Genomic DNA, 25,535 nt, shown 5'->3' on the forward strand with positions numbered 1-25,535 from the left:
AACTGCTGAAAATAACTACATGTTATCCAGTTAAATGATTATTTCAGCGATATTAGTTGAAAATAGCTGTACTTTTTCCATCTAATGTTGGGTTACGTGTAATGTTGGGGGGAGTAAAGGGCCTGTTGGTTACATGCAATACTGGGGAGTGAGGGAGAGAGTGCTTAGTTACTTGCAATGTGTGGAGAGTGTGGGAGTTGCTGGGTTACGTGTAATATTGGGGAGTGAGAGAGAGAGTTTGGGTGGAGAGTAAATGAGAGTGGAATGGAGTAAAAGAAAGTGAAGGGAGCATCGGTAGCAGGCATAAACAAATGTCCATCGGAATTGGGAATTATGAGCAAGCTAATTTGTTCTGACGGGAATCACCAGTTAGCGCATCTAAGTTGTTCTGTCGCGATTCAACGGTTAATAGTTAATGCAGCTAATCTCTTCTTACTGGAACGCACAATTACTTAACTAACCACTCACTTTTGCGGCTCCACAGTCACTTTCTCCTTCTCCGCCTCACCTGAGCACTCAAAACATACTAACGATTTATCCGCCTGCATGACCCCATCCAGAAATCCCATTTTACAATAAATGGGCTTCTCACATGTGCAACAATGTCCAATGAGCTCTTCCATATCGGCTCCTCCTCCTTTGAACGTCTCTTCTCTTCTCTTTCCACACCAACTAACCGCTTCCCTCCATCGCACCCGACTCGGCACAAAAAAGGTTGCCTTCGCTCGATGTTATCGAATGTGGCAACCTTTTGCTATCTCTATTCGCCAATCATGACTACGAATTACGTTGACGAAGGCGTTGCTGACGGTGATGACGGAGCTGGTCTGCGCTCCCCGCCGTGGCCTGGCTTACCTTTGAACGAACCACCGTCTCCACGTAGCTGTGGTACTGGGCGCTCGCCGCCACCTTTGCGTTCAACGAAGTTTTTCAGTTCATCTGTCAGGCTGTCTTTGAGCTTAGCGATCAACTGATCCTCCGTGAGGCCTTTCGCAGCTGCGATCTCGGCTAGGGACTTCCCTGCTTTTCGCTCAGTCGCCAGTTCTTCTTCGGTTATACCGAGAATCGGAGCGATTTTGTTCGGAGCAACCCCAACGCCACCAGGCATTGGCATGTTAGGCATGTTGCCGCTGCGAGGCATCGGCTTTTTATCAAAATTCATCGCATGGGGTTTCGCTTCTACCATTTTTTTCAAACGATCGGCAAGCCCTTCTTTGAGCTTATCCGCCTGTTCTTGCTTGATTTTGCCCTCGCTAAGTGCTGTATCGATTTTCTTCGTTTCTGCCTCTGTCAATTTAGCAAGTAACGCGTCTTCACTGAGGTTGGCTTTCTCCTGCGCGATTTGAACGAGGGTTTTGCCCGCATCAATTTCTGCTTTAAGAGCCGCTTTATCGATGCCAAGGATGGAAGAGAAATCGATTACGCCTCCAATACCGCCGCCTTTACCAAAATCAAAACCGCCCCTTGGTCCTTGTTGCCTCTCAAAGCTATGTTTATCCTGAAACTTCTTAGGTGTTGGTGTCGTGTTGGTGTCGTTAGCAAACGCTTGATTATGCTGAAGTACGAAGCCGCCACTGATCAATAATCCAGCTGCGAGTGTGCCGATAAGCCACGTTTTATGAATGCGCTTCATCCGTGTATGCCACCTTTTTCACAATTTGGTCAATTCTTCTTTCAGTATAAACCTTAATTGTGAAAAATCCTTGAATTTTTCTAAAAAAAGTGAGCCGATCTTACGCTTTTTCTCGCGTCATGAAAACGAAACAGAGTACGCCACCCAGCTCCATAACAGCGATGATTATGCCTAAAGGCACAGCTGTCTGGCTGCCGCCAAGACCGACTAGCGGTGCTACTAAACCGCCGATGACGAAGGTCATAAGGCCCAACAAGGCTGCGGCGCTGCCGGCTGTTTTGCCTTGATTTTGCAGCGCCAAGGAGGACGTCGATACCGAAACCGGACCAATACAGGCCACGATAAGGAAGAACGCTGGCAATATCACAATCAGCCCAGCTCCGCTAAGCGTTGCCACGAGCAGCAGCAGTCCTCCTAGAACAGCTATCACTAAGCCTCCGGCTAGCAAACGGTGATTGCTGACTTTGCCCGCAAGTCGCCCCGTAATTTGCCCGGCGAGGATGACGCCAGCCCCATTCACGGCAAAGATCACACTGAACATTTGGGGAGAAACATCAAATATATCCTGCAAAACAAACGGCGATCCCGAAATATACGCGAACATGCCCGCGAAGATGAGCCCCTGCGTTAACGCATAGCCCATGAACAAACGGTCTGTGAGCAGACCACGGAATATGCGCAGGGTATTCGTAAGCCCGCCTTTCGAGCGGCGTTCCGGCGGGTGGGTTTCTTTTAGCCCAAGCACAACAATGATGAGCATCACGACACCGATCAAACTGAGCACGAGAAACACACCGCGCCATGAGGTGAATTGCAGCAGTTGGCCGCCGATAATCGGTGCAAGGATGGGAGCCGAACCATTCACCAGCATCAGCAGTGCAAAAAATTTCGTCAACGCCACGCCCTCATACATATCACGAACGATCGCTCGGGAAATGACGATCCCAGCAGCTCCCGCCATCCCCTGCACGAAGCGCAGGATCAGGAACGCCCAGATCGATGGCGCAACCATGCACAATGCGGAGGCGACGCCATAGATCAAAAGGCCGACCAACAGAGGCATACGTCTTCCGCGCACATCACTCACCGATCCAGCGATGAGCTGGCCTAGCGAGAGACCGAGCATGCAGGCAGTTAAGCTCATTTGTGCGAGCGAAGTTGTTGTATGGAGATCACCTGCAATGACAGGCAGCGCCGGCAGGTACATATCGAGAGAAAGCGGCCCGAAGGAGGCGAGTAAACCGAGTACCAGCACCATCCATAAGCGGCTGCCGCTCGTTGTTTCTTTGGTTTGTGAAGCGATAGACATAAGTGATCACATACTTTCCTAATGATCCATTTAACCTACCATTGGGATATGGATTTGTCTAGTTGGTTCGTCCTGAAGGAAAAACCTGCTTCTTAAGAGCCCTGAGGAGACGCGGAAGGGAACCTAGGTGCGCTATTTTTGATTAAAACAGCGCATTCGCTGTGGAAGGGAACGTAGGGGCGCTATTTGTGCCATTTTTGCTTAAATCGCCCTTTTTCTTAGAAATAGCGCACTCTCGTTCCCTATCCGCCCCAAAAACGGGCAATTTCGCGAAAATAGCGTCCTCTCGTTCCCTTCGAGGTTGGGGTTGCGGTTCGGGTTCGGGTTGAAACTCCCCCATCCGAAACAAATAACAACCCCTCTGGTCTATGACCAGAAGGGCTGTCCTTCAAGCTCTGTGCCTTTCTGTCCTCCGGTTATTTCGTAACCGTGACACTCACCACGTCACTTGTTGTTACGCCAGCTGCATTGAACAGCTCGACGCGATACTTATACACGCCGATTGCGCGACCAGCGATGGCTGTAACAGCGCTTTGTGCACTTGGCGTAGCGGCTTGCAAACTTTTCTCATCAATGAGCACGTCATTTTCGTAGAGGCGATACCCTGTTGCGTTGGTGCCCCACCACATGTTCATGGTCACATTGTAGTTGCCATCGCCATCCCAATTATTCTGCGATAAGACAGGCTTACCTGGGGATGCCTCTGTGATCGTTACAACGATGGGCTGACTAGCTGTCGTACCGAATAAATTAATAAGTTCACTGGTATACGTGTACGTGCCGTTTGGTTTACCGGATATATCCAATTTGACGACTTGAGCCGCTGGGGAGGCATCGGAAAGTGTTTTCGTGCTAATAAGAACACCGTTCTCGTATAGTTTGAAAATGGAACCATTATTCCCCCACCACATGTTCATCGTGATCGTGTAGTTGCCATCTTTTAAACCAGCATAACCGTTGTTGGAGGATAATACAGGCTGGCCAGGAGCGCCGATCGATAATGGTTTAACCACGTTAAGTGTCTGCGAAGCAGTCGTCGTGTTCCCTGCAGCATCCGTTACAAGATACGCCACCGTGTGTGCACCTACGGCTAAACTGCCTGCGGCAATCGTTTGACCACTTGTAATTGCTTGACCATCCAAGGTCAGGGATTGCGCTACAACTCCCGAAATGGCATCATTGGCGACCAAATTGAATGTCACCGAAGTTCCATAAGCCACATCCTTGACGGCATGCCCCGACTCCGTAAGGGTCGCGGTTGGCGCTGTTTTATCCAGCTTCACTTGCAAGGACTTTGCCGCTTCAACATTGCCCTGCGCATCCGTAGAGGAATAGCTCACTGTTGTTGAGCCCTCAGAACTAATCGAGATTGGCGCTGTGTATGCCGTAGAAGTTCCGCCATTGATGCCATATAGCGTAGTCACCGCTCCTGCTTGATCATCTACAGCAGTTAATGTTACGGTAACGTCATCCTTGAACCAACCCGCTGCATTCGGTACACCGGATAAGGTTGCTGTCGTTAACGGTGCTGCGGTATCAGCAGCCACGCTGAAATCGCTCAAGCCCCGTGGCTTCAATTGGAATACACTTTTGAAAATCGCGCCAACACCTTGAATCGTCACCTTTTGCCCCGCTGAGTAAGGGAAGGTGCTTAAAGATAAACCTGTTCGTGTATCGACACGAATGTGGTTGCTTACGCCATCTTTGACAGCGTCGAATTCAAAAGAACCCGTCGGCGTTGCCGTGATGATGTTGCTGATTGTGACGTCATTCAGTGTGAGCAATTGCCCTTGGTTGTCCGCTGTCACAGCGGATACTGGGGTGGATGCTGGGAGCGCAGCGACGCCTGTTTTGGCAATCTCTACAGGATCAGTAAGTTCAAACTCCGTATTGAATAGCGCTGTTGAAGCTGTTACTTTTACCGTATCCTCTTGGTGGAAGCCGCTCAAGCTTTGGAATACATACATGCCGCCTGTTGCATCTTGCAAGTAGAAGGCTTGCCCGCCAAAAGCACCCGGCTCTGTCGTAACGACACCTTCAACAGTCACCAACGTACCTGCGGCTTTCGCACGTGCTTCCGAAATGGCGATCTTGGCAGGAATCGGATTTTCCTCTTCCGGCAAGTTTTCTGCAGGTACGTTACCAAGCGTGACGGCTTCTGTTTTCAGATTCGTACCATTCAGGCGCAATCTGAGATTCGCCGGCGCGGTCGTTCCCGGAACAACGCGTACATTCAGGTCCTTCGTGGCGTGTCCGTTGATATCTGCCGTTACGCTAAAAGCGGAGCTATACGCATAAGCTGTTGGCCACGTGCCATCTGCATTTTGTACCTTGGCGATTTGTGATCCACCGGTAACTAAATAGATGCCAAGGCTGAAGCCCGAGACCGTTGTCGATGGCGGCAAGTTATCCACAACGACCCTGATTGGGAAGTCTACTGCATTCGGCAATACCGCTTGTTTCACGAAGCTGTACGTCGTATTCGCCGTAGCTGCAGGTCCGCCATACGAGCCGGCTTTGAACGTGCTGCGGTCGTACCATTTATAGCCAGCGTTTGGTGCTGCCCAAGGCTCTGGTTGTGGTTCCGTCGATGCTGCCGGAGCTTCAAAAGGCAGCAAAGCCGTCGGCTGATCCAGCTGCAAGCCGCTTACTTCAGCGAAGCTGGTATAGCTTTCTTTCGTCGAAAGCCAGTTCACCATGTTGACGAGTAGTTTGCCGTCGTCCACTTCTTTAAACCCATCATACGTCGTCTTCTTCGCGCCCGTATCCTCGCGCACATATTTCGGCGTTGCATCCTCGACCGGTGAGGAATCCCCGATGAAAGCTGCCTTACCTGCGCCTGCTTTTGCAACAGCCACATACGGCCCTTCTGCCACTCCGCCGCCATTGTACACACCTTGATCAACCGCATTCGCCCAAGCCTCATTCGTCTGTGGCAAGTACACAATGCCCTTCGCCTTCGTCGGGTCAATAATGGCTAGCGTAGATCCTGCGTGCATCGCCACACTGGAGACACCTGTCGTTATCCCAAAAGCTTGCGCAGGCGCTACGATGTTATTCGCATTAATATCGCCGAGGGCGTTATAGCGGAAACGCAGACCGAACTGTGTCGCTAGCCAGTCCGAGCTTGCTACATCTTGCATCGCAGAAGACGCTGACTCTTCCGCGCTCATGCCTGCTGCTGGATTCGTCCAGGCTCCACGGCGATAGCCGTTGAATACCTCGGAGCCATCCCAGCGGTTTTTGTTACGGTCGGCGTTGTAATGATCGCCGATGAAAAATATACTGCCGCCTGCCGCCACATATTGGGCTAGGGCGTTTTGCTCACTTGTTTTGTACGGAACATTGGACTCCGCTACCACGAACACATCATAACCGCTCAAATCGGCCAACGTAATTGGTGTCGTTTTGCGCAGTTCTTTTACATAATAACCATTGTTCGCTAACGCATTGCCGAAATCCGAAAAAGCCCCATCAATGACCCAATCCGCTGCTCCAGCTGTCTGCTCATGCGTATTGTCAAAAAGTACTTTCTTCCCTGCATTCCCGTTGACGACTTTGGCTTCAATGAACGGCGCTGGATCTGTTGGTCCCTCCGCCATTACTGCCTGCCAGCTGCTTGTCGCCAGCACTTGGAACGGTATTGCTACTGTCAACGCCAACGTTGTCTTCCATAACCTCGTCTTCCATCCTTTGAGCCTACTCATTACAATTCCTCCTTAGCTTATTGGCTGAGTCAAAATCTTTTCTACATAAGCGCTTGCATATCGGACAGACAAGCTATCTAAGAACCACCTTATTTTACCATAGGATAATTGCGAAATTTGCTATTTTATTGTAAAGACATGGAAATTTGTGCAGAAAACCAAAGAACTAGATGGATTTCCAAAAGAAACTCTAATTACTGCCCACTTGTGCCACCTACTATCGCGCGTCGCCTGCCTCCGCTATTCTCATCTCCGCTCATCCACCTACCCACCCTCACCTTCTATTTGCATCTCTACTTAACCCACTTGCCTCCAACTAATCTCATCCACACTTCTCCCCACTTGCCTCCCTCTAATCTCATCCATACTTCTCTCACTTGCCTCCTCTAATCTCATCCACACTTCTCTCCACTTGCCTCCCTCTAATCTCATCCACACTTCCCTCCACCTACCACCAACTAATCTCATCCAAACTTCCCTCCACCTGCCTCCCCCTTACCTCCCTCCTCCCTCATCTCCACCTCCCCCGACTATAGTTAGATGGAAATTCTCCAGTTATTTCAAGCAATTTTCCTCATTAATTGGATTTATATGGAAAATGTACAGCTAATTCAACCCCATTCAGTTAAAATAGCGATAATAGCCAAATTTAGCTGCATGTTTTCCAGTTAGTTCATCAAACACCTCGAAAATCACGAATTTAGATGTAGGTTTTCCAGTTATTCTGTTCGAGGAGGAAGGATTGGCCAACCCACCACCTATGGTTTTACAACGGATACGGTACACTTCACGGCGCGCTATGTGCGGATCAACCTCGTGAATGCTGTGTTGTTCAACAATCCGAGCAACTGGTACACGCCGACGTTATACGAGGTTCGTCTCTTCGGGCCTTCGACGGCCGATGCCACTGGCTATAGTAAGTTTGCGTCGTACAATTTCCCTACGTACTTCATACGTCACTCTAATTACACGCTTCTCGTAGATCCTAACGTTTCACCTGCTCTGGATTCACAGTTCCGCGTGGTACCTGGTTTGGCTAACGCGTCTAGCGTTTCACTCGAATCCATCAATTTCCCAGGCTATTTTATCCGGAAAAATGCGAGTAATCAGATCGTCCTTGCACAATTTGATGGAACGACGGCTTTTAACCAGGATGCTACTTTCAACCTTGTGGCCGGTTGGGCCGACAGCAGCAAAGTTTCCTTCCAATCCTATAGCGCTCCTACCTATTACATCCGCCATTATAATTACGTACTGAGAGTTGAGGTCATCAACGCTTCTAGCACGGCAACAGTCAAAAGTGATGCAACGTTTACGCGTACGAATTACTGAGCATCTGTCTGATTGCGGTAAAAAGAAAAACAAGGCAGCCGGTTCATCCGGTTGCCTTGCTTCGTTGTAGCCAGATAGCGAGTTTCACATGTCTGACGGTTTAATATAAACGCTTTAGAGCATCAGCGGTGAATGGCAGCAATTCGTCGAGTCGACCGCCCCGCACTTTGTCAGCCCACGCAGGGTCAACCAACAGCGCGCGCCCAATCGCAACGAGATCGAACTCATTCTGCTCTAGGCGAACAAGCAGCTCATTGATGTCAGCTGTGCCTGAGCTTTTCCCACTGAAGGAGCCCAAGAATTCATCATCTAAACCAACTGATCCTACTGTAATCGTAGGTTTGCCCGTTAACTGCTTCACCCAACCTGCAAAATTGAGGTTAGATCCTTCGAACTCGGGCTCCCAGAATCTGCGAGTCGAGCAATGGAATATATCCACGCCTGCTTCTACAAGCGGTGCAAGCAATTGACCGAGCAATTCAGGTGTAGCAGCAAGTTTGGCTGTATATTCTGCCGATTTCCACTGTGACAGCCTAATAATAATCGGGAAATCTGGCCCTACTGCGCGGCGGCAAGCTTCAATGATTTCAACGGCAAATTGCGTACGAGCCAACATACTGCCACCGTACTTATCCGTACGTTGATTCGTTTTCTCCCATAGGAACTGGTCAATCAAGTAACCGTGGGCGCCATGAAGCTCGATGCCGTCGAATCCAATTCGTTTCGCATCCGCTGCCGCTTGCGCGAAGGCTTGCACGACTTGATCGATTTCTGCCTGCGTCATCGGTTCATTCAGTTGTTCGCCTGTTAACGTGCGGCCTGACGGTCCAATCGATGGCGCTTCCGGGTGCGGAAGTGACCCATTCGCGCGAGTCATTCCGACATGCCAGAGCTGAGGCACGATACGTCCTCCTGCTTCGTGCACAGCAGTGACAACACGTTTCCAACCTGCGAGCGCCTCTTCTCCATGGAAGTTAGGGATATTGGGATTGTCGGTCGCCGCTGGATGATTGATTAGTGTTCCTTCGGTAATAATAAGACCAACGCCATTCTCCGCGCGGCGGCGGTAATAATCCACCACGTCCTGCCCAGGGACACCTCCTGGCGAGAAGGCTCGCGTCATCGGAGCCATCACGACTCGATTCGCAAGTTTAAGATTGCCTAGTGTAAAAGGTTGGAACAACGCCTCCACAGAATGGGATTGCGTCGTTTGATTGGTATTGGTAGTAGACATGGTCGTTCCTCCGTTTCATTTGGGGGTAGGGCTTGTTTATGCTATGCGTTCCCCGCACTTATCTTTTCTTTAATTCGATTGTTATCGAACAATAGAAATATAGCACGCAATGTGGTAAAATGCAATCACTAAGCGTTAACGAGGAGGAAGCATCCTGAAAGTACTATTTCACCCAGACAGAGCGGATATGCATCTCTCATCCGTCCTCTATGCGTTAAGCGATCCCGTCCGGTTATCTATCGTTTCCGATCTCCACAAACAAGGAGAGTGTACATGTGGCGGCATTGATGTTAGTGTCGTGAAATCAACCATGTCTCATCATGTGCGCACGATGCGTGAAGCTGGTGTTGTTCACGTCCGCGTGCAAGGGACCCAGCGCTTCTTGTCATTACGCAAGGATGATTTAGAAGAAAGATTCCCGGGTCTGCTCAATTCGATCCTACATGCTTACGAAAACTCTAAGGAACCTATCCCCGAACCATAATTAGATGAGATGGAAATTTTATATGTAAATTGGACAAAGTAAATAGTTGAATCAAAAGGAGCTAAGCAGATTTGTGCTTAGCTCCTTTGCTATCTACCCACTGCTGTTTCTTTCGCCGCGATTGGGCCGACAAAAACTCATACGTAGTTATTCGTCCATTCGTAGGTAGAAACGCCTGAATATACTAAGTTGGATTACAGATCGCTCACCCTTACAGCGAAGGAGGTCCTCTATGAAAAAAGTTCTCCGGCAGGCAGTTAGAAAGACGGCCAAACCAAACCGGAAACAAAAGCTGCTTAAGAGAAGCCGCAGGAAAAACGGAATCAAATTGACACAAAAGCGGAGAACAATCAAATTGCGCAAGCGTCCATTGCGAACTATCAAACTTCGCAAGCGTCTACTGCGAAAAGTTAAAAAACGCCTGCGAAGAAGCCGATCATTACGATCGACTCCCCAGGCCAAGCGGCCTCCTCCTTTATTACATGTTCCTGCCGTTTATAAACCGCTGAATGTTCCACATGCTCCGCTAGTAGAACCGAAACCCAAGCTTTCGGTTATTGTGCCGATTTTGAATGAGGAAAAGTTCCTCCCACTGTTTCTAGAAAGTGTCGCTTCCTATGCAGATGAAATCCTTATTGTGGACGGAGGAAGCACCGACGACAGTATAAATATCATCAATCAGTGGAAAAACCGTGCGAATATTCGGCTATTCCATATGAAGCAGACGGGCTTACCCTACTCCGATGACTGGAACGAGTCCGTCGTAAGGAATTTCCTGGTCGACCAAGCAATTGGAGATTGGATTATGGCGATCGATGCAGATGAAATCATGGACGATAGCTTCCGTGATGCCTTGCCTCGGCTTATGGCCCAGAAAGAAGCAGATGCTATCTCATTTCCGTGGGTGCAATTCTGGATGAACCCCCAAACAATACGCATAAGTGCACCTAACGACGAACACTGGTCTGTCAATAAATGGTTTATGTGGCGCAATCATATGGGTATACGATACGACGATGCCAAGAATCACTGCAAAGTGCATCTGTTCGGACGTTACATGTGGGAAATTCCCAATAGGGCTGAGCCGATTTCAGCCTTCCATTACCATTATGCTTTCGGTTCCCAAGTGAAAGCGAATGATAATCGCCGACGCGATGTCGATCAATATTTAGGAAAATCGATAGGTCGTATCGAATATGACATCGTGACGAAGCCTTTCACTGGGAAACATCCAGCTGTTATGGACCGTTATTTTGCTAAAAAGATGTGAAAAACAGAAAAAAAGTGCCTGAAAGTCGAAACTTTCAGGCACTTTTTTCATTTCTCTACATTTTTCCTGCACTATAAGGCGGACCTCATACTCTCTAAGGCTTTTGCTCGGGAGAAGTAAGTTTCTACGTACATCCTACTTTGTTCGGCCTTATGCGCTAATAGACTGTCATTGTTGTATAACTGGATAATTTGTTCAGCAAATGCATGAGGAGCGTTCACAGGCTCAATAATCTGCCTAATATTCTGCAGCCCTTCTATCCCCGTGTTGGTCGTAACTAATGGCATATGATGGCGCATAGCTTCCACCGTTTTGCCTTTCACACCTGCACCGTACCGAAGTGGAATGATGGCAATCTTCGTATTTCCATATAGCTGTCTAAGCACATCGTCCGGTATAAATCCGGTGACAGTAATCCGATCTGATTGTAATCCTATTAAAGCAGGCGGTGGATTGGAACCCGCGATGAACAAGTGTATGTGAGGAATGGCTTGTTGAACAATAGGCAGAATATCGCGACAAAACCACAAAATACCGTCTGTGTTAGGACTATGGTTGAAGCCGCCAACAAAGAGCAGACCATTGCGTTCATGCCATTGCTTCGATGTCGGTATCGTATGGTCAAAGTAGTAGGCTGGAAGTAATACCGTTTGTTTATTTGGAAAATTCCCTTCGATAATTCGTTTTTCCGAGTCGCTGCAGGTCAGAACCGTATCCGCTTTGCTGAACATGTCGAACTCCAGCTTTTTAATGAATTCGGAGGCTTGGAGCAGTTCGCGGTTGTTCTCCAAACCGAATCGCCTCAGCTCTCGGACATAATGCATATCATGACCATAATACAGAATTTTTGCACGGGTAAAAGCCTTGATCAGATCCATATAGTGATGTGAAATGTTGGGCCGGTTCAACAGAACATAATCAATGTATTCCTTGTGCCTAACAATCCAGTGCTCGTAATACCCGCGATCTTGCGGTCCGTAAAGGATCTCAATGCCAAGCTGTTCTAGTTCTGTGCCATATGGCTCCGGTTTGATGAAGTTATCTGGTAAAAATTTGACATTAAAGCCCATGTCCACAAATAGTTTCAGATACATAAATGTCGTTCGGCTGCCCGCATCTTTGTCGAAACTTGGAACGCCGTAATCAATGACCAGGATGGTTTTTTTATTCCTTGAGCGTTCCCTCGCCCAGAAGAGGTGCTCACCGTCAGCAAGTTGATCCCGCTGCAGTACGCCCGCCCATTTTTCTCTAAATTTCTGCTGGTTAATCACCTGATATTTCTTTATCCCTGTGTTAAGGTCTGTGCCGTGGGACACGCCCTCATAGTGTACGACAACAGATTTGGGTTGGTAGATAACCTTGTATCCATGTTGCCTTGCTTTAAATGCAATATCCACATCCTCTGAGTAAGCAGGCGCGAAATGCTGATCAAAACCACCTATTCGATTCCATACCTCTTTACGAATCATGATCGATGCCCCTGAGATGTAATCCACTTCCTTGACATAATTGTATTCATGTTTGTCTGGACTATCTAATCGACCGTAATTCCTTGCATACCCGTTATTAAAGACAATGCCCCCGGCCTCCTGAAGTCTCCCATCCGGATATATCAATTTAGACCCTATAATTCCAATGGTTGGATCTTTCTCGGGTAAAGACAACAGATGTGCCAACCAACCGGGAGTCACGATCGTATCATTATTTAAAAACAATACATACTTTCCTTTGGAAATCGCTGCCCCATGATTGCAGTTATGAAGAAATCCCCTCTTCACCTTGTTGCGAATGACAGTGACTCGTTTGACAAAATGTCCGATACGGGCTGTTAGGTCGTTTGACCGATCATCCATCACGATGATCTCATAAGGAATTCCATGTGTATGCTGAACGATGGACATCAAACATTTGTAGGTAAAACTCCATTTGTTGTAGACCGGAATAATAATACTGACCAATGGCTGAGATGAGCTCGGTACCACCAGCCTATTCACGAGTCGCAATCCTTTATGGATCCGGCGACCTTTGAAACGTCGGTTCCTGTTGCGTTTATAAAGCTTCATAACTGACCGTTTTCTCCGATTCTTCCACCTTGCACGTACGGATTTCCCACGTTTAAGCACTAGACGCCGGCCTGGTTTAGATCTACGGAGCTTACGCACGCGTATAGACCCCAATATCGTTCTCTTCGTTCTCCTAGCCTTTAGCTTCACCACAACACCTCCTGGCACACTTCATTATCACATAGCTATACTATTCCCTCTGTAAAAGGTCTGAATGGGACAAACGTTTATTTTCAAAAAGTACGAAGGGTGGAAAATATTCCACGCTGCGCCATCCGTCCATACAAGTTGTCTTATTCAAACATATGCTGAATTGGTTATGAAGTATATTGGACAACATGGAACGGAGGAAGCATATGATCATTAGATCTAAAGCCCCTTTAAGATTGGGACTAGCCGGTGGCGGAACGGATGTGTCGCCCTACTGTGACTTATACGGAGGATGCGTACTGAATGCAACGATTGATTTATACGCCTATTGCACGATTGAGGTCTTCGATGACGGTAATCTTACTTTTGTCGCTGCGGATCTCAATGAAGAATTTCATACTGTCGCTCTTCCAGAGTTGGAATTAGATGGATGTTTAAGCTTGCATAAAGGCGTGTATAACCGGATTGTCAAACAATTCAGGCAGGACCAGCCTCTCTCTTTTCGGATGACCACTTATTCCGACGCTCCCGCAGGATCCGGTCTCGGTTCATCATCCACGATGGTGGTCGCTATGCTGAAGGCTTATGTAGAATGGCTTAATCTGCCGCTCGGGGAGTATGAAATTGCTCAACTAGCCTATGACATCGAGCGTATCGATGTTGGATGGGGTGGCGGGAAGCAGGATCAATATGCAGCCACCTTCGGTGGATTCAACTTTATTGAGTTTTACGAAAATAATCGGGTTATTGTGAACCCACTTCGGGTGAAAAACTGGATTATCAGTGAATTGGAGAGCTCTATGATTTTATATTACACAGGAGCATCAAGGGAATCTGCCAAGATCATTGACGAACAAGTCCGCAATACACGGAATAACAAGCCGTCCGCCCTACAAGCAACCCATATCGTAAAAGCAGAGGCTTATGCGATTAAGGAATGTATTTTAAAGGGAGAAATCAACAAGTTTGCTGAGCACTTAGGAAAATCCTGGAGTGCCAAAAAAAAGATGGCTGCCTCTATTACGAACGAACGAATTGACTTCATATACAGTACGGCGATGAATGCCGGTGCACTAGCTGGCAAGGTATCCGGAGCAGGAGGAGGCGGATTTATGATGTTTATCGTGGATCCCGTCAAACGCATACAGGTTGTACATCGCTTGAACGAATTAGGAGGTAAAGTGTTTCAATTCCATTTTACAAAGAGCGGAACGCAAGGATGGAGGGTATAAATTTGAAAGCATATATTAGCAGCGAAATTATACGGGCAATGGAGATCAAACGGGCGATTGCTAAGGATAGAGTTTTACTTCATTTAATCGAGCAGGCAGCTAGAAAAATGATCGAGGTTTACCGAAATGGTAATAAAATAATGCTCGGCGGCAATGGAGGAAGTGCGGCCGATGCCCAGCATATTGCTGGCGAATTCGTCAGCCGCTTTTATTTCGACCGTCCGGGCCTGCCTTGCATCGCACTTACGACGGATACCTCCATTCTTACAGCAATCGGAAACGACTACGGATATGAACAGTTGTTTGCACGGCAAATTCAAGCTAACGGCCAAAGTGGAGACTTATTTATTGGCATTTCCACTTCCGGTAACTCCCCCAATGTCATTAGAGGTTTAGAAATGTGCCGTGCCAAGGGGATCACGACAATTGGTTTAACTGGTGAGTCAGGAGGCCGTTTGGCTGACCTCTGCGATATCTGCATCCGAATTCCCTCCCAAGAGACCCCGAGAATTCAAGAAGCGCATATTCTGATTGGCCATATTTTGTGCGCGATCGTAGAAGAATCTATATTTGGTAAGGGATTTTAACCCTATGGAAGCAATCATTTTAGCTGGCGGGCTGGGGACACGTTTGCGGGGGGTTATATGGGATTTACCCAAACCGATGGCTCCCGTAGGGGGCAAACCATTTCTTCAATACATTCTCGAGCGATTGGAGAGGCAAGGGGTTCGCAGGGTGATCCTGGCGGTAGGATACAAACATGAAGCCATTCGCTCCTATTTCGGCCATCGTTTCGGAGAAATAAGAATCGCCTATTCGGTGGAAGAAGAACCACTAGGAACCGGAGGAGCTCTCAAGAAGGCGATGACTCAGATTGCCAGCGATCAGGTGCTGTTAGTAAATGGAGACACGTTGTTCCACGTCGATATCCCGCAGTTGATACAGGTTCATATTGACCGCGCTGCGGACTTGACGCTTTCACTTAAGCCGATGAAACAATTTGACCGATACGGTGCCGTTATCGTAAGTTCGGACTATAAGGTGCTCAGCTTTCAGGAGAAACGGATGTGCGAATCTGGCTTGATTAATGGTGGTGTATACGTAGCTCGTACCGATATATGGGATCCGTTCGAGCTGTCAGCCCCATTTTCATTCGAGCAATTTCTAGGAAATCCTGGTGCACAGAAGCTTAACCTGTATGGCTTCCCGAGTGAAGGTTATTTTATCGATATCGGCATTCCGGAAGACTATGCGCGTGCGAAGTCTGAGCTTGGCACTGGAGGTGGGGACGGATGAGACCGAAGGCGCTTTTGCTTGACCGGGATGGTGTCATTAACCTTGATAAATCGTATGTTTACAAAGTAGAGGATTTCGAGTTTAGCACAGGGATATTCGAAACACTCTTACGTTTCCAGCATGCGGGGTTTCTACTCATCATCGTAACCAACCAAGCAGGTATTGGCCGGGGATTTTACACGGAGCACGACTTTATGGCGTTAACGGCATGGATGACGGAGCAATTCGAGGCGCATGGCATCCGGATTGCTAACGTATATTTTTGTCCCTACCACCCGGTACATGGCATCGGTGAATACAAGCAAGATGCCTGTTGCCGAAAGCCTAATCCGGGTATGATTCTGCAAGCCATGCGAGAGTTTCAGTTGGATCTTGCCTCATCGGTGATCATAGGTGATAAAGAGAGTGACATCGAAGCAGGTTTGCGTGCTGGAGTCGGAACCACGATCTTGATTCGCAACGGTGAGGCAAGTACTGCTACAGCGGCTACGTTTACTGTGAAGCATGTAGGTGAGGCAGCTGAGCGTTTTTTCGGAACATGTAAATAAGTCATCACATGTGAAAAAAAACGCCTCCGCCGTCCTTCAAGGACGGAGCGTTTATGGAGAAATACAAGAAAAGGGACTGTACTTGAAGAGTACGTCCCTTTTTGTTGCGGCAGCCGTGAACCAAACACTAGATTAACTGTATTTTGTACAGCTAATTTCATGATTAATTCGTGTTTCCGTGATTTAACTGGAAATTATCCATGTAATTTCAAGATTTCGAGAGAATATCGATGAAATTCGATGATTTAACCACATAAATTCCATCTAATCGTGAAATTTGGAGGAATTTGCGAGAATTAACTGTATGTTTTCCATTTAACAGGGTATATTTGTGCGCTAGCACGCGATCGCCGACGGGGATTCTTCTCTTCCGCACATTATTAGCCACATTTAGAAGGAAATCCTGCAAGTATTTTGCAGGATTTTTGTGCTTTCACAGCGGGGATCACTAGCTAGCTCCCCTTCGTCTGCCCTCGATACGCATTCGGCACGAAGCCGGTATGCGCCTTGAACAGCTTGCCGAAGTAGTTCTTATTCTCGTAGCCGAGCATATCCGAGATTTGTTCCACGCTTTTATCCGTGATCTCCAGAAGCTCCTTCGCTTTCTCCATCTTCATCCGCGTCACGTACTCGATGAAGTTCTCGCCCGTCTCCCGCTTGAACAAGCGGCTCAAGTAGCTCGGGTGCAGATGCAGATGCGCCGCGGCATCTTCCAGTGATATTTTCGTATCGAGATGGTTGTACACGAACCGCTGACATTCGAGAATCTCGCGATTATGCGACTCCCGATACACTTGTCCTGCCCACTGGATGGCCTGCTGCAAATAATCCTTGAGCCACAGCTCCATTTCGCGGATGGAGGACAATTCATGCACATCGTGATGCAGCAACTCCGAGGAAAACGTCGATTGATAGTGCTGCAGCGACTTGAGGCGCATCCGCACATCGAGGATCATTTTGAGCAGCCAATCCTTCACCTCTAGAGGGCGGAACCGATTGTACTGGATGTAATCGACCCACTTCGAGACGAAGGCATCAATCCCTTCTGCACGCTCATCGAACACCACGCCGCGGAATTCATCCAACGCCTGCGCATACTGAGCGAGCAGCTCCCCGCCGTCCCCGAATCCTTCCCGCAAATGCTCAAGCTTGCTGATCGAGGACTCTGGCATGTAGAATCGGATCGCCTTAGCCTCTACCATACGAATTAATTGATCCTTCAACGCCCGAACATCCTTCACCGGAGTCCCTGTGATGAACGAAAAGGAGATTTTCGCATACTTCTGCAAGCAAGCCTGCAGCTGCCGCAGCGTCTGCTCCATCTTCTGGCTGTTGTTTACATGCAGCTCCGAGAAATGCGGGAATAACAATACAATTTCACCCGTATCGTAGGTGAACAGGGTCACTTCCTTTTGATCAACGAGCAGCTCTTCCACGATATTCTGAATCGTATATTCGAATAAATCTGTCGATTGAAACCGGCTATTCGCCTCTTTCACCCGATTGGCATAGCCGAAAACAGGCAGAACCGCATGCTTCGTAAGCCTTATCCCAAAATCTTCCGCTTTGGTGCTCCACTCTACAGCATCAAATAACGGCTCATTCACAGTGCTTCGGATGAACTGGCGCTTCGACGCGCCGCGTTGCTGCGACACCTCTTTCTCCAGCTTGCGGCTCTTCGACTGCTGACGATCCTCTGCATCCAACTGCTCTTTAAGCCTGATCAATACCTCCGTGATATTGCTGACGTTCATCGTTTCCTTCAATATATATTCACTCACCGAAAGTTTAACGGCCGCCTGCGCATAATGGAATTCATCATGACAGGAAAGAATCACAGCCTTCACGTTCGGATCCTCCTCGCGGAGGGACTTGATTAATTCCAACCCATTGATCTCAGGCATCCCAATATCGCTGATCAAAACATCGATTTTGGATTGCTGACCAGCTTTCAGCGCATCCAGAGGACTCGCATAAACGCCAGTCAATTGATAACCGAGCTCTTCCCATTTTATCGTCGTCTTCAGAAATTCAAGAACTGGAATATCATCATCTACAATCATGACGGTGTACATAGGTTACACCTCCTTCTCAGGTTGCTGTGGAAAGAGCAGAATAATCTGAGTACCATGTCCCAGACTACTTTCAATGCTGTAATCGAAATAATGACCATAAATCATCCGAAGCCGCTCAAACACATTATGTATACCAATCCCCGATAGGGAAGGACTGCTTCCTTCTTCCGCTACAGGCATTATTGGGCTGGCTTCTAAATGATTGCGAAGCTCCAACAACCGCTCTGGCGTCATGCCAACACCGGAATCCTGGACCTCTACCTGCAGCCTGCCATCCTCAACAAGTCGGGAAATAATCGTTATTTCACCTGCTTTACTTTTAAGGCCGTGAATATACGCATTCTCAATAAGCGGCTGCAAGAGGAAACGCGGAATTTGAATAAGAAGGGTGTCCGAAGCCGCGGATACTCGAAGGACAACCCGATCCCCGTGCCTCGAATTCAATAAACGAACATAGTGCTCGTTGATCCCGATCTCTTCATGGAGTGTTATGTATTCGTTATTGCGATTGATGGTCATGCGCAAGAGGGCAGACAATGAGCTGATCAATTCTGCATTCTCTTCATCGCCTTTCATCATGATCTTCAACCGAATGGAATTCAATACGTTAAAAAGAAAATGCGGATTAATCTGTGCCTGGAGCATCGCCAGCTCTGCCTTCCGCTTGAGCTCTTGCTCTCGCTTATTCTCGAAGAGCGTCAACTCGATCCGATCGATCATCCGGTCAAAAACATAGCCGAGCCGACCGACTTCATCCCCGCCGCTAATGTTCGATCGTTCACTTAATTGACCAGACTCAATTCGCACGACGGTTTGGACAAGCTTGGCGATAGGTTTCGTCAATGTACGGACCACATAGAGCAGCACAAGTGCGAACAGTATTAAAAAGAAGAGTTGAATAAGGAAATCTGTTTTCCGAAACGACTCGATTTGCTGTGCTGCCGCTTTGTAAGGCGTCATGTTGACGAGTTTCCAGTTGGGCGTTATTTGATTACTCTGCATAATATACTCTTCACCCGCTACCTTGACAAAGGAGGAACCCTCCTCGGAAGGAAGCTGATCGTAATTAGCAAATTGTGTGCCGATATGACTAGAATCCTTATCAACCAAGACTCGGCCTTTCTCATCAATGATGACCATCGTTTCATTTTCCTTATATTGTGCAAACAAGTCCTGAAGAGCATTCAACTCAAGCCCAACAATGACATAGCCATAAGTAGTACCATTCAATCCAAGTGGCTTAGCTGCTGCTAGCAAGTACGGTTGCTTTGACTCACTATTGTAATTAGGCTCAGTCCCAATCCAATGTACTTTATAACCCGTTACCTGATTTACTTCCTTCATCCACTCTTTCTCCAAAAATGATTTCGGGTCGAAATTAATGGTCGTATAGGAAGCTACATACTGCCCATTGGGGAGTAATAATGTCACATTCATATTCCCAAGCGTATCATTGACCGTTGTAATTCGATTATTTATTGAAAGTTTCGCTTGAAAAATGTCCCCAATTGTCGTCGTGTCATCCACATGACCTAGCATGAGGATTTGCTTTCTTAGCTCCACATCAAATTGAATGAAATTCATCATATACACCATGTTCTTCAATTGTCCAGTTACAATCTGGCTCGCAATACGCATAGACTGCTTTGCACTGTCTGCCACTTGCGAACGAACCGCATCCCGTGTGAACAGATTCGATACATTCATCGATATGATGGACGGTAATACCAGACAAATCAGAATCGTCAGTACTAATTTATTACGAAGAGATAATGTGCGAAACCATTGAAGCACTAACTTTTCCCGCCTTTCCCAATAAAATGGGAAAAAAGAGGGGCCATAAGGCCTCCTCTTGCTTCCTATACACAGTATACCAGTAAAGTTAACCTAATCGTTACCGATTACTTTGCATTACTTTTTCTGATGTCTTCGATTTTCGTTTTTGCTGTTGCAATTGTTTTGTCAAGATCTTGCTTTCCAGTTAAGTACAACTCAACTTGCGTTAAATATTCTTTCTCTTGTTGCAAAGCGTACGTTGGAGGAACAACTAATTTTGTTGCCTTGTTAACTTTCAATGTAGCTAACAAGGAAGTTTTGTCAATAAATTTCACTTGATCTGGTTTACCGCTTGCTAGGATCGCGTCTACGTTTTTGTTAATATCCGCTTTTTTCCAACCAGAGAAGAACAGACCTTGCGTTTGAATACCTTCCGTTGTGTACCATTTAACGAAGTCATAAGCGGCTTGTTTGTTTTTGGAGTTCGCAGCAACACCCATGAAGTCAGCGCCAACTTCGGTTAGACCGTTTGTATCTTTCGCATCATATTTCGGATACGGAGCGAATACCGTATTGAACTTCGCGTTTTGCGACAGCTCACCAACCATCCAGTTACCTGTTGCTAGCATCGCTGTTTTACCTGCGTAGAATACATCACGGTAAGCCATTTTTTGGGAAACAACTTCCGCGTAAGGTACGGACGTTTTATCGACGTTTTCCAGTTGATTTCGTAGGTTCAATGAGAAACGAACCTGCGGATTATCAATGTTTTCTGTACCATCGGATTTCACTAGGTATGGGTTTTCCATATTGTTGTTCAAACCAAGAAGTGCGTAGTCTTTCCAGTTGTGGAAGTAGGATCCGTATTGTTTCGCTGCGCCTTCACCAGAAGTCATTTTCTTCGCGTATTCCGCGTAGTCATTCCAAGTCCATTCTGTCGGAACTGGAAGTTTAGCTGCGTCTAATTTGTCTTTGTTCAACAAGACGAACCATTCGATCATTTTACCAGGAAGCGCATAGTATTTACCATTCACCACTGGATCAAGTTTGTACTCGTCTTTAACAACAATGTTATCTTTTTTCAAATACTCATCAAGAGGCTCAAGAATCCCTGCACCTACACGTTGTGCGAAGTCAGAAGCACTAGAGTACATTACTACGTCCATTTGCTCGCCGGAAGCTGCTAGTAGATCAAGCTTTTTCATACCTTCTTGGGAATCGCCCTTCTCGGACATGCTCTCATAAACCACTTTAACGTTCGGATGAGTTGCAGTATAAGCTTCAACTGTTTTGTTCCAGTTCCCTTGTGCTTCTGTGTACCATCCTTGTACCTTAATCGTAACAGGTGCTTTTGTTGAAGAAGTTGCTGCACCGCCAGACGTTTCTGCTGGTTTATCTTCACTTTTACTTCCACAGCCTGTCAATGCAGCACTGATTGCTAGAACGCCGCTTAATACGAGTAAACTCTTTTTCATATAAACCCCTCCAAGAAGATATTTGTATATGTTGCGCTAACTGAAAACCTTTACATGACGAATCGTACCAAACTTCGTTCGAGCACACGAGGCAATATTTTAACCTCATGCACTCTTATTTTGACATCTTGCTTGTAGCTGTGTTTAGCCTTTTACCCCACCCATGGAAATCCCTTCAATAACTTGCTTCTGACCAATGATGAAAATAATCAACAAAGGCAAGATTGCAGAAACGGATGCTGCCATGATCAGGGAGTAGAAATTACCATTTAAGTCGGCAAAAGAGTAGATGCCGAGCGGAAGCGTAAATAAGGATTTGTCTCTTAGGAAAATAAGTGGGTTCTGATAATCGTTCCACGTCCAGATAAAACGCAGGATCGCATACGTTGCAATCGCAGGACGTACAAGCGGTGTACAGATCGTCCAGAAAATGCGGGCATGACCTGCGCCATCAATCCTAGCAGATTCCATGTACTCATCATGAATACCTAGATAGAACTGACGCAGCATGAATGTACCCAATACACTGAAAGATCCTAGAAGAATAAGTCCTAAATGTGTATCGTACAAGTGCATTGAACGGAGCAAAATAAATTGTGGTACGAGAATCGCCTGACTTGGAACCATATAAATAGCAAGAACGAGAACGAAGATCACATTCGAGCCGCGGAATTTAATTTTCGAAAAAGCGTAAGCAGCCATGGATGAAAATAGCACAGATAAGGCCGTAGTGATCACAGTAACTTTAATCGAATTCCAATAGTACAAAGGAAATTTCGTCGTCCATACCTCTTTATAGTTCTCTATCAGGTTAAAATGTTTCGGAATCCACTGTATTGGGAAAATGAATACGTCGGCTTCAGGCTTCATGGATGCTGAGATCATCCAAATGAATGGTGTCATGAACAGGATGCCGAAGAGCGCCATCACGATCGTAATAATTATCTTTTTGAGACTTTTTTTATTATCCATGGGTTAACCTCCATTCTATTAATAATTGACCCATTTACGTTGGCCGAACCATTGTATTAACGTGATCAAGAGTACGAGTAGTAGAAGCACAATTGCCATAGCAGACGCATAGCCGGATTGCAGATTAATGAAGGCTGTTTCGTATAAGCGGTACACGACTACACTTGTTGAGTTCGCCGGTCCACCACCGGTCAGTACGGAAATGACGTCGAATACTTTGAACGTTCCAATAATTCCGGACACGAGCAAGAAGAATGTTGTTGGTGACAGTAAAGGTACGGTAATGCTATAAAATTGCTTCCATTTGGATGCACCGTCTATATCGGCTGCTTCATACAGATCTTTCGGAATGGATTGAAGTCCCGCCATGAAAATAATCATGTTGTACCCAATATTGATCCACACCATAAGTCCCATTACACAGTACAAAGCGTAATCAGGGTCAGCCAACCATTTCGGTGGATTAGCAATCCCCCAATCGATTAAGGTTTGATTAATCGGCCCATAAGTGGGATGGAAGAGAACTTGAAATATGATCGCTATCGCAACCACACTTGAGATATACGGAATGAAGTAAATAACTTTGAAAAAACCTTTGAAATACACTTGCTTATCAATCAGTACCGCCAAAACCAGTGAAACAATGAGGGTTAACGGAACAACGACCATCAGAATCATATTGTTTTTGAGTGAAAGTAGAAAGACACTATCGTGAATGAGTTTGGTAAAGTTGTCCAACCCGAGGAATTTCGCTTTCGAGAACCCGGCAACAAAGTTCCAATCGGTAAAGCTCAAGAAGAAAGATGCGATGATTGGAAATAACGTGAATACGAATAAGCCGATGACCATGGGACTAACAAAAAGATATCCGGCCAAATTCTCTCGAATTTGCTGTTTTGACTGTTTTGATTTCACTTTCGTTCTTGGGATACTGCCTGCTTGCGATTGTATATGGTTAGCCATGAAATTCACCCCATGTCGTGTTTTCTATAGTCTACCTTGTGTGCGATTCATGGATAAGTCACAGATTTGACCCTTTCGAGTAATATTTTAACCTGCAGCGTCGATTACTATGATGGAATAAAAATAAAACAGCCGATTTGGATGCTCAGCCGCGCAATAAAGCCCTTTTCGAACTTAATGAACAGGCCCGAGCCGCTAGACACTGCTTTAACGACACGAACCCAAACTAACTGGAAAACCTCCTGTTAATTTTAGGAAATCCACTATTTTCAGCGATTAGATGGGTTTTCTACATCTATTTCCACCGAAAGTAGCTCGTCGCGCTCAATTGGATGAAATTAACAGCAGAAAATCCATCTATTTGCTTTAATCACCAAAAACCTGTCTTTTTAAATGTATAAAATCCAGTTATTTGCCTCCGCACCACTTAGATAAACAAAAAAACCAGAACACCTGACGGCATCCTGGTCCCTTCTACTACTTATTCGCTTCATGCACCTTCAGCAGTTTCCCCTTGATGGTTGTATTCTTCATGATCTTGAGTACCATCGGCCCTTTACCATTCAAAATGTCGACGTACGACACATTATCTTGAATCGTAATGATGCCGATATCCTCCGCGGTGACACCTTCAATCTTAGCGAGGGTGCCGACAAAGTCGACGGCGCGAATCTTTTTCTTCTTGCCCCCGTTAAAATAGAGCTTCATGATGCCCTTGTTCAACTGGTCACTACGATCCCGCTTAATCACAGGCGTCGCCTGCATCTTCTGATCGAAGGCAGCCTGCTTGGCGGCAACCTCTTCGGAATCCGGTGCATCCTTCCTTGGAATTTCGAAGCCAAGATAGCCCTCGATATCCGCAAGGAACTTGTCCTCATGCGGCGTTACGAACGAAATCGCCTTGCCCGTCTTCCCTGCTCGTCCTGTTCGTCCGATTCGGTGTACGTAGCTTTCCTTCTCCATCGGAAGATCATAGTTGATGACATGCGTGATGTCCTCCACATCGATCCCACGCGCCGCGACATCCGTGGCCACGAGGAATCGGAACTCTCCGCGCTTGAAGGCATTCATGACCAGGAAGCGATCATCTTGCACCATACCGCCGTGAATCTTATCACATGGATAATCCAACTGATCGAGCTGTGTGTAGAGCTTATCGACATGCTCTTGTGTCCGGCAGAAAATAATGCAGTTCTCCGGATTCTCCATCACGAGCACATTCTGAAGCAATGGCCACTTCTCGTTCTCCCGCACCGTGATGAGAGAGTGTTCAATCTGAACCTTCGCAGCTTCTGGCGTTACAATCTCGATATCGATTGGATTCCGCAAATACTGATGACACAGCTGCTCTACATCCTTCGGCAACGTTGCCGAGAAGAGCATCGTCATCCGATCCGTCGACAGCTCATCAATGATCGCGCCCACCTGCTCAATGAAGCCCATCCGCAGCATTTCGTCCGCCTCATCGATGACCAGATACTTCAGGCGCTCTACGTCCAGCGTCCCTTTCTGAATATGATCCAACACACGTCCCGGTGTACCGACGACCACGTGACACTTCTGATGCAGTTCGATCTTCTGCTTGGCAAATGGCTGCTTCCCATACAGGGCTACCGCCTTAATCCGCTTAAAACGTCCGATGTTCGTCATATCTTGCTTCACTTGATCGGCGAGCTCCCGTGTTGGCGTCAGGATGAGTGCCTGCGGCCTGTTCTCTTCCCACTCTACCAACTCACAGATCGGTATGCCGAATGACGCCGTTTTCCCGCTCCCCGTGCGGGATTTGACCGTCAGGTCCCGCTCCTGCAGCGCGATTGGAATCACCTTATGCTGCACATCTGTCGGCTGTGTATAACCGAGTGTGGTTAGCGCACGCGTGATATCCTCACTTAATTGATAATCGTTAAAGCTTCTTGTCGTCACGATTTGACTCCCCTTCTTGTTGCTGTGGCTCTATTCTACTACATCTGGAGGCGGAAAAGAAAAAACATGACTGAAATACCCATTATTCGGCAA

At 47.0% G+C, this 25,535-nt stretch carries 19 protein-coding genes and 1 pseudogene; 7 read left to right on the forward strand and 13 right to left on the reverse strand.

From position 1 onward, the window contains the following. Window positions 1–464: 464 nt before the first annotated feature. From GC096_RS03335 to GC096_RS39020, 5 genes are all read right to left on the reverse strand, one after another. Window positions 465–623 (reverse strand): hypothetical protein, encoded by a 159-nt coding sequence (locus tag GC096_RS03335; RefSeq protein WP_171628885.1) that lies wholly within the window; start codon window positions 621–623, stop codon window positions 465–467. A 161-nt stretch (window positions 624–784) separates the two neighbouring features. Further along, on the reverse strand, window positions 785–1,633 hold the full coding sequence (locus GC096_RS03340) for a hypothetical protein (protein ID WP_171628886.1): 849 nt from the start codon (window positions 1,631–1,633) through the stop codon (window positions 785–787). A 100-nt stretch (window positions 1,634–1,733) separates the two neighbouring features. Then, window positions 1,734–2,942 (reverse strand): multidrug effflux MFS transporter, encoded by a 1,209-nt coding sequence (locus GC096_RS03345; RefSeq protein ID WP_171628887.1) that lies wholly within the window; start codon window positions 2,940–2,942, stop codon window positions 1,734–1,736. A gap of 416 nt (window positions 2,943–3,358) precedes the next feature. Further along, a complete protein-coding gene (locus GC096_RS03350) occupies window positions 3,359–6,649 on the reverse strand; it encodes an OmpL47-type beta-barrel domain-containing protein (RefSeq protein WP_171628888.1) in 3,291 nt (1,096 codons plus the stop codon). Between the two features lie 297 nt (window positions 6,650–6,946). Then, window positions 6,947–7,081 (reverse strand): hypothetical protein, encoded by a 135-nt coding sequence (locus GC096_RS39020; RefSeq protein WP_281366722.1) that lies wholly within the window; start codon window positions 7,079–7,081, stop codon window positions 6,947–6,949. A 321-nt stretch (window positions 7,082–7,402) separates the two neighbouring features. Between GC096_RS39020 and GC096_RS03355 the strand changes: the two are divergent. Continuing rightward, window positions 7,403–7,981, forward strand: a pseudogene (locus GC096_RS03355) (AbfB domain-containing protein); the annotation flags it as partial. 100 nt (window positions 7,982–8,081) lie between these two features. Here the strand turns inward: GC096_RS03355 and GC096_RS03360 are convergent. Further along, window positions 8,082–9,215, reverse strand: coding sequence for an NADH:flavin oxidoreductase (locus GC096_RS03360; RefSeq protein ID WP_171628890.1), 1,134 nt, complete (start codon window positions 9,213–9,215; stop codon window positions 8,082–8,084). Between the two features lie 154 nt (window positions 9,216–9,369). Here GC096_RS03360 and GC096_RS03365 point away from each other — a divergent pair, with 154 nt between their 5' ends. Continuing rightward, window positions 9,370–9,699 carry an ArsR/SmtB family transcription factor gene (locus GC096_RS03365; RefSeq protein WP_082595317.1) on the forward strand — a complete coding sequence of 110 codons (330 nt, stop codon included), beginning with the start codon at window positions 9,370–9,372 and terminating at the stop codon, window positions 9,697–9,699. A gap of 232 nt (window positions 9,700–9,931) precedes the next feature. Then, window positions 9,932–10,969 carry a glycosyltransferase gene (locus GC096_RS03370; protein ID WP_171628891.1) on the forward strand — a complete coding sequence of 346 codons (1,038 nt, stop codon included), beginning with the start codon at window positions 9,932–9,934 and terminating at the stop codon, window positions 10,967–10,969. A gap of 71 nt (window positions 10,970–11,040) precedes the next feature. Here GC096_RS03370 and GC096_RS03375 read toward each other — a convergent pair whose 3' ends face one another. Further along, on the reverse strand, window positions 11,041–13,032 hold the full coding sequence (locus tag GC096_RS03375; RefSeq protein ID WP_171628892.1) for a glycosyltransferase: 1,992 nt from the start codon (window positions 13,030–13,032) through the stop codon (window positions 11,041–11,043). A gap of 356 nt (window positions 13,033–13,388) precedes the next feature. Here GC096_RS03375 and GC096_RS03380 point away from each other — a divergent pair, with 356 nt between their 5' ends. From GC096_RS03380 to GC096_RS03395, 4 genes are read left to right on the forward strand one after another with little or no spacing between them, the layout of a single operon-like run. Beyond that, window positions 13,389–14,414: a GHMP family kinase ATP-binding protein gene (locus tag GC096_RS03380; protein WP_171628893.1), complete on the forward strand. Its 1,026-nt coding sequence runs from the start codon at window positions 13,389–13,391 to the stop codon at window positions 14,412–14,414. Between the two features lie 2 nt (window positions 14,415–14,416). Then, on the forward strand, window positions 14,417–15,001 hold the full coding sequence (locus GC096_RS03385; protein ID WP_281366723.1) for a D-sedoheptulose-7-phosphate isomerase: 585 nt from the start codon (window positions 14,417–14,419) through the stop codon (window positions 14,999–15,001). A gap of 4 nt (window positions 15,002–15,005) precedes the next feature. Continuing rightward, window positions 15,006–15,710 carry a nucleotidyltransferase family protein gene (locus GC096_RS03390; RefSeq protein ID WP_171628895.1) on the forward strand — a complete coding sequence of 235 codons (705 nt, stop codon included), beginning with the start codon at window positions 15,006–15,008 and terminating at the stop codon, window positions 15,708–15,710. Further along, window positions 15,707–16,258 (forward strand): D-glycero-alpha-D-manno-heptose-1,7-bisphosphate 7-phosphatase, encoded by a 552-nt coding sequence (locus tag GC096_RS03395; RefSeq protein ID WP_171628896.1) that lies wholly within the window; start codon window positions 15,707–15,709, stop codon window positions 16,256–16,258. Before GC096_RS03390 ends, GC096_RS03395 begins: the two co-directional genes overlap by 4 nt. Before the next feature lie 452 nt (window positions 16,259–16,710). On the opposite strand, the gene GC096_RS03400 is transcribed toward GC096_RS03395, so the two are convergent. The 6 genes from GC096_RS03400 to GC096_RS03425 all read right to left on the reverse strand — a co-directional run bounded on the left by GC096_RS03400 (window position 16,711) and on the right by GC096_RS03425 (window position 25,442). Next, window positions 16,711–18,333: a response regulator transcription factor gene (locus GC096_RS03400; protein ID WP_171628897.1), complete on the reverse strand. Its 1,623-nt coding sequence runs from the start codon at window positions 18,331–18,333 to the stop codon at window positions 16,711–16,713. Between the two features lie 3 nt (window positions 18,334–18,336). Continuing rightward, window positions 18,337–20,127 (reverse strand): cache domain-containing sensor histidine kinase, encoded by a 1,791-nt coding sequence (locus tag GC096_RS03405; RefSeq protein WP_171628898.1) that lies wholly within the window; start codon window positions 20,125–20,127, stop codon window positions 18,337–18,339. 107 nt (window positions 20,128–20,234) lie between these two features. Beyond that, on the reverse strand, window positions 20,235–21,584 hold the full coding sequence (locus GC096_RS03410) for an ABC transporter substrate-binding protein (protein WP_171628899.1): 1,350 nt from the start codon (window positions 21,582–21,584) through the stop codon (window positions 20,235–20,237). Window positions 21,585–21,728: 144 nt separating this feature from the next. After that, complete coding sequence (locus GC096_RS03415) at window positions 21,729–22,556, reverse strand: carbohydrate ABC transporter permease (protein ID WP_171628900.1); 828 nt, start codon at window positions 22,554–22,556, stop codon at window positions 21,729–21,731. Window positions 22,557–22,574: 18 nt separating this feature from the next. Then, the gene (locus GC096_RS03420) at window positions 22,575–23,519 is read right to left on the reverse strand and encodes a carbohydrate ABC transporter permease (protein WP_171628901.1); all 945 of its coding nucleotides are present in this window, start codon (window positions 23,517–23,519) and stop codon (window positions 22,575–22,577) included. Window positions 23,520–23,996: 477 nt separating this feature from the next. Continuing rightward, on the reverse strand, window positions 23,997–25,442 hold the full coding sequence (locus GC096_RS03425) for a DEAD/DEAH box helicase (RefSeq protein WP_171628902.1): 1,446 nt from the start codon (window positions 25,440–25,442) through the stop codon (window positions 23,997–23,999). Window positions 25,443–25,535 lie beyond the last annotated feature (93 nt).

The organism is Paenibacillus plantarum (genome assembly GCF_013141695.1).
Taxonomy (GTDB): Bacteria; Bacillota; Bacilli; order Paenibacillales; family NBRC-103111; genus Paenibacillus_E; species Paenibacillus_E plantarum.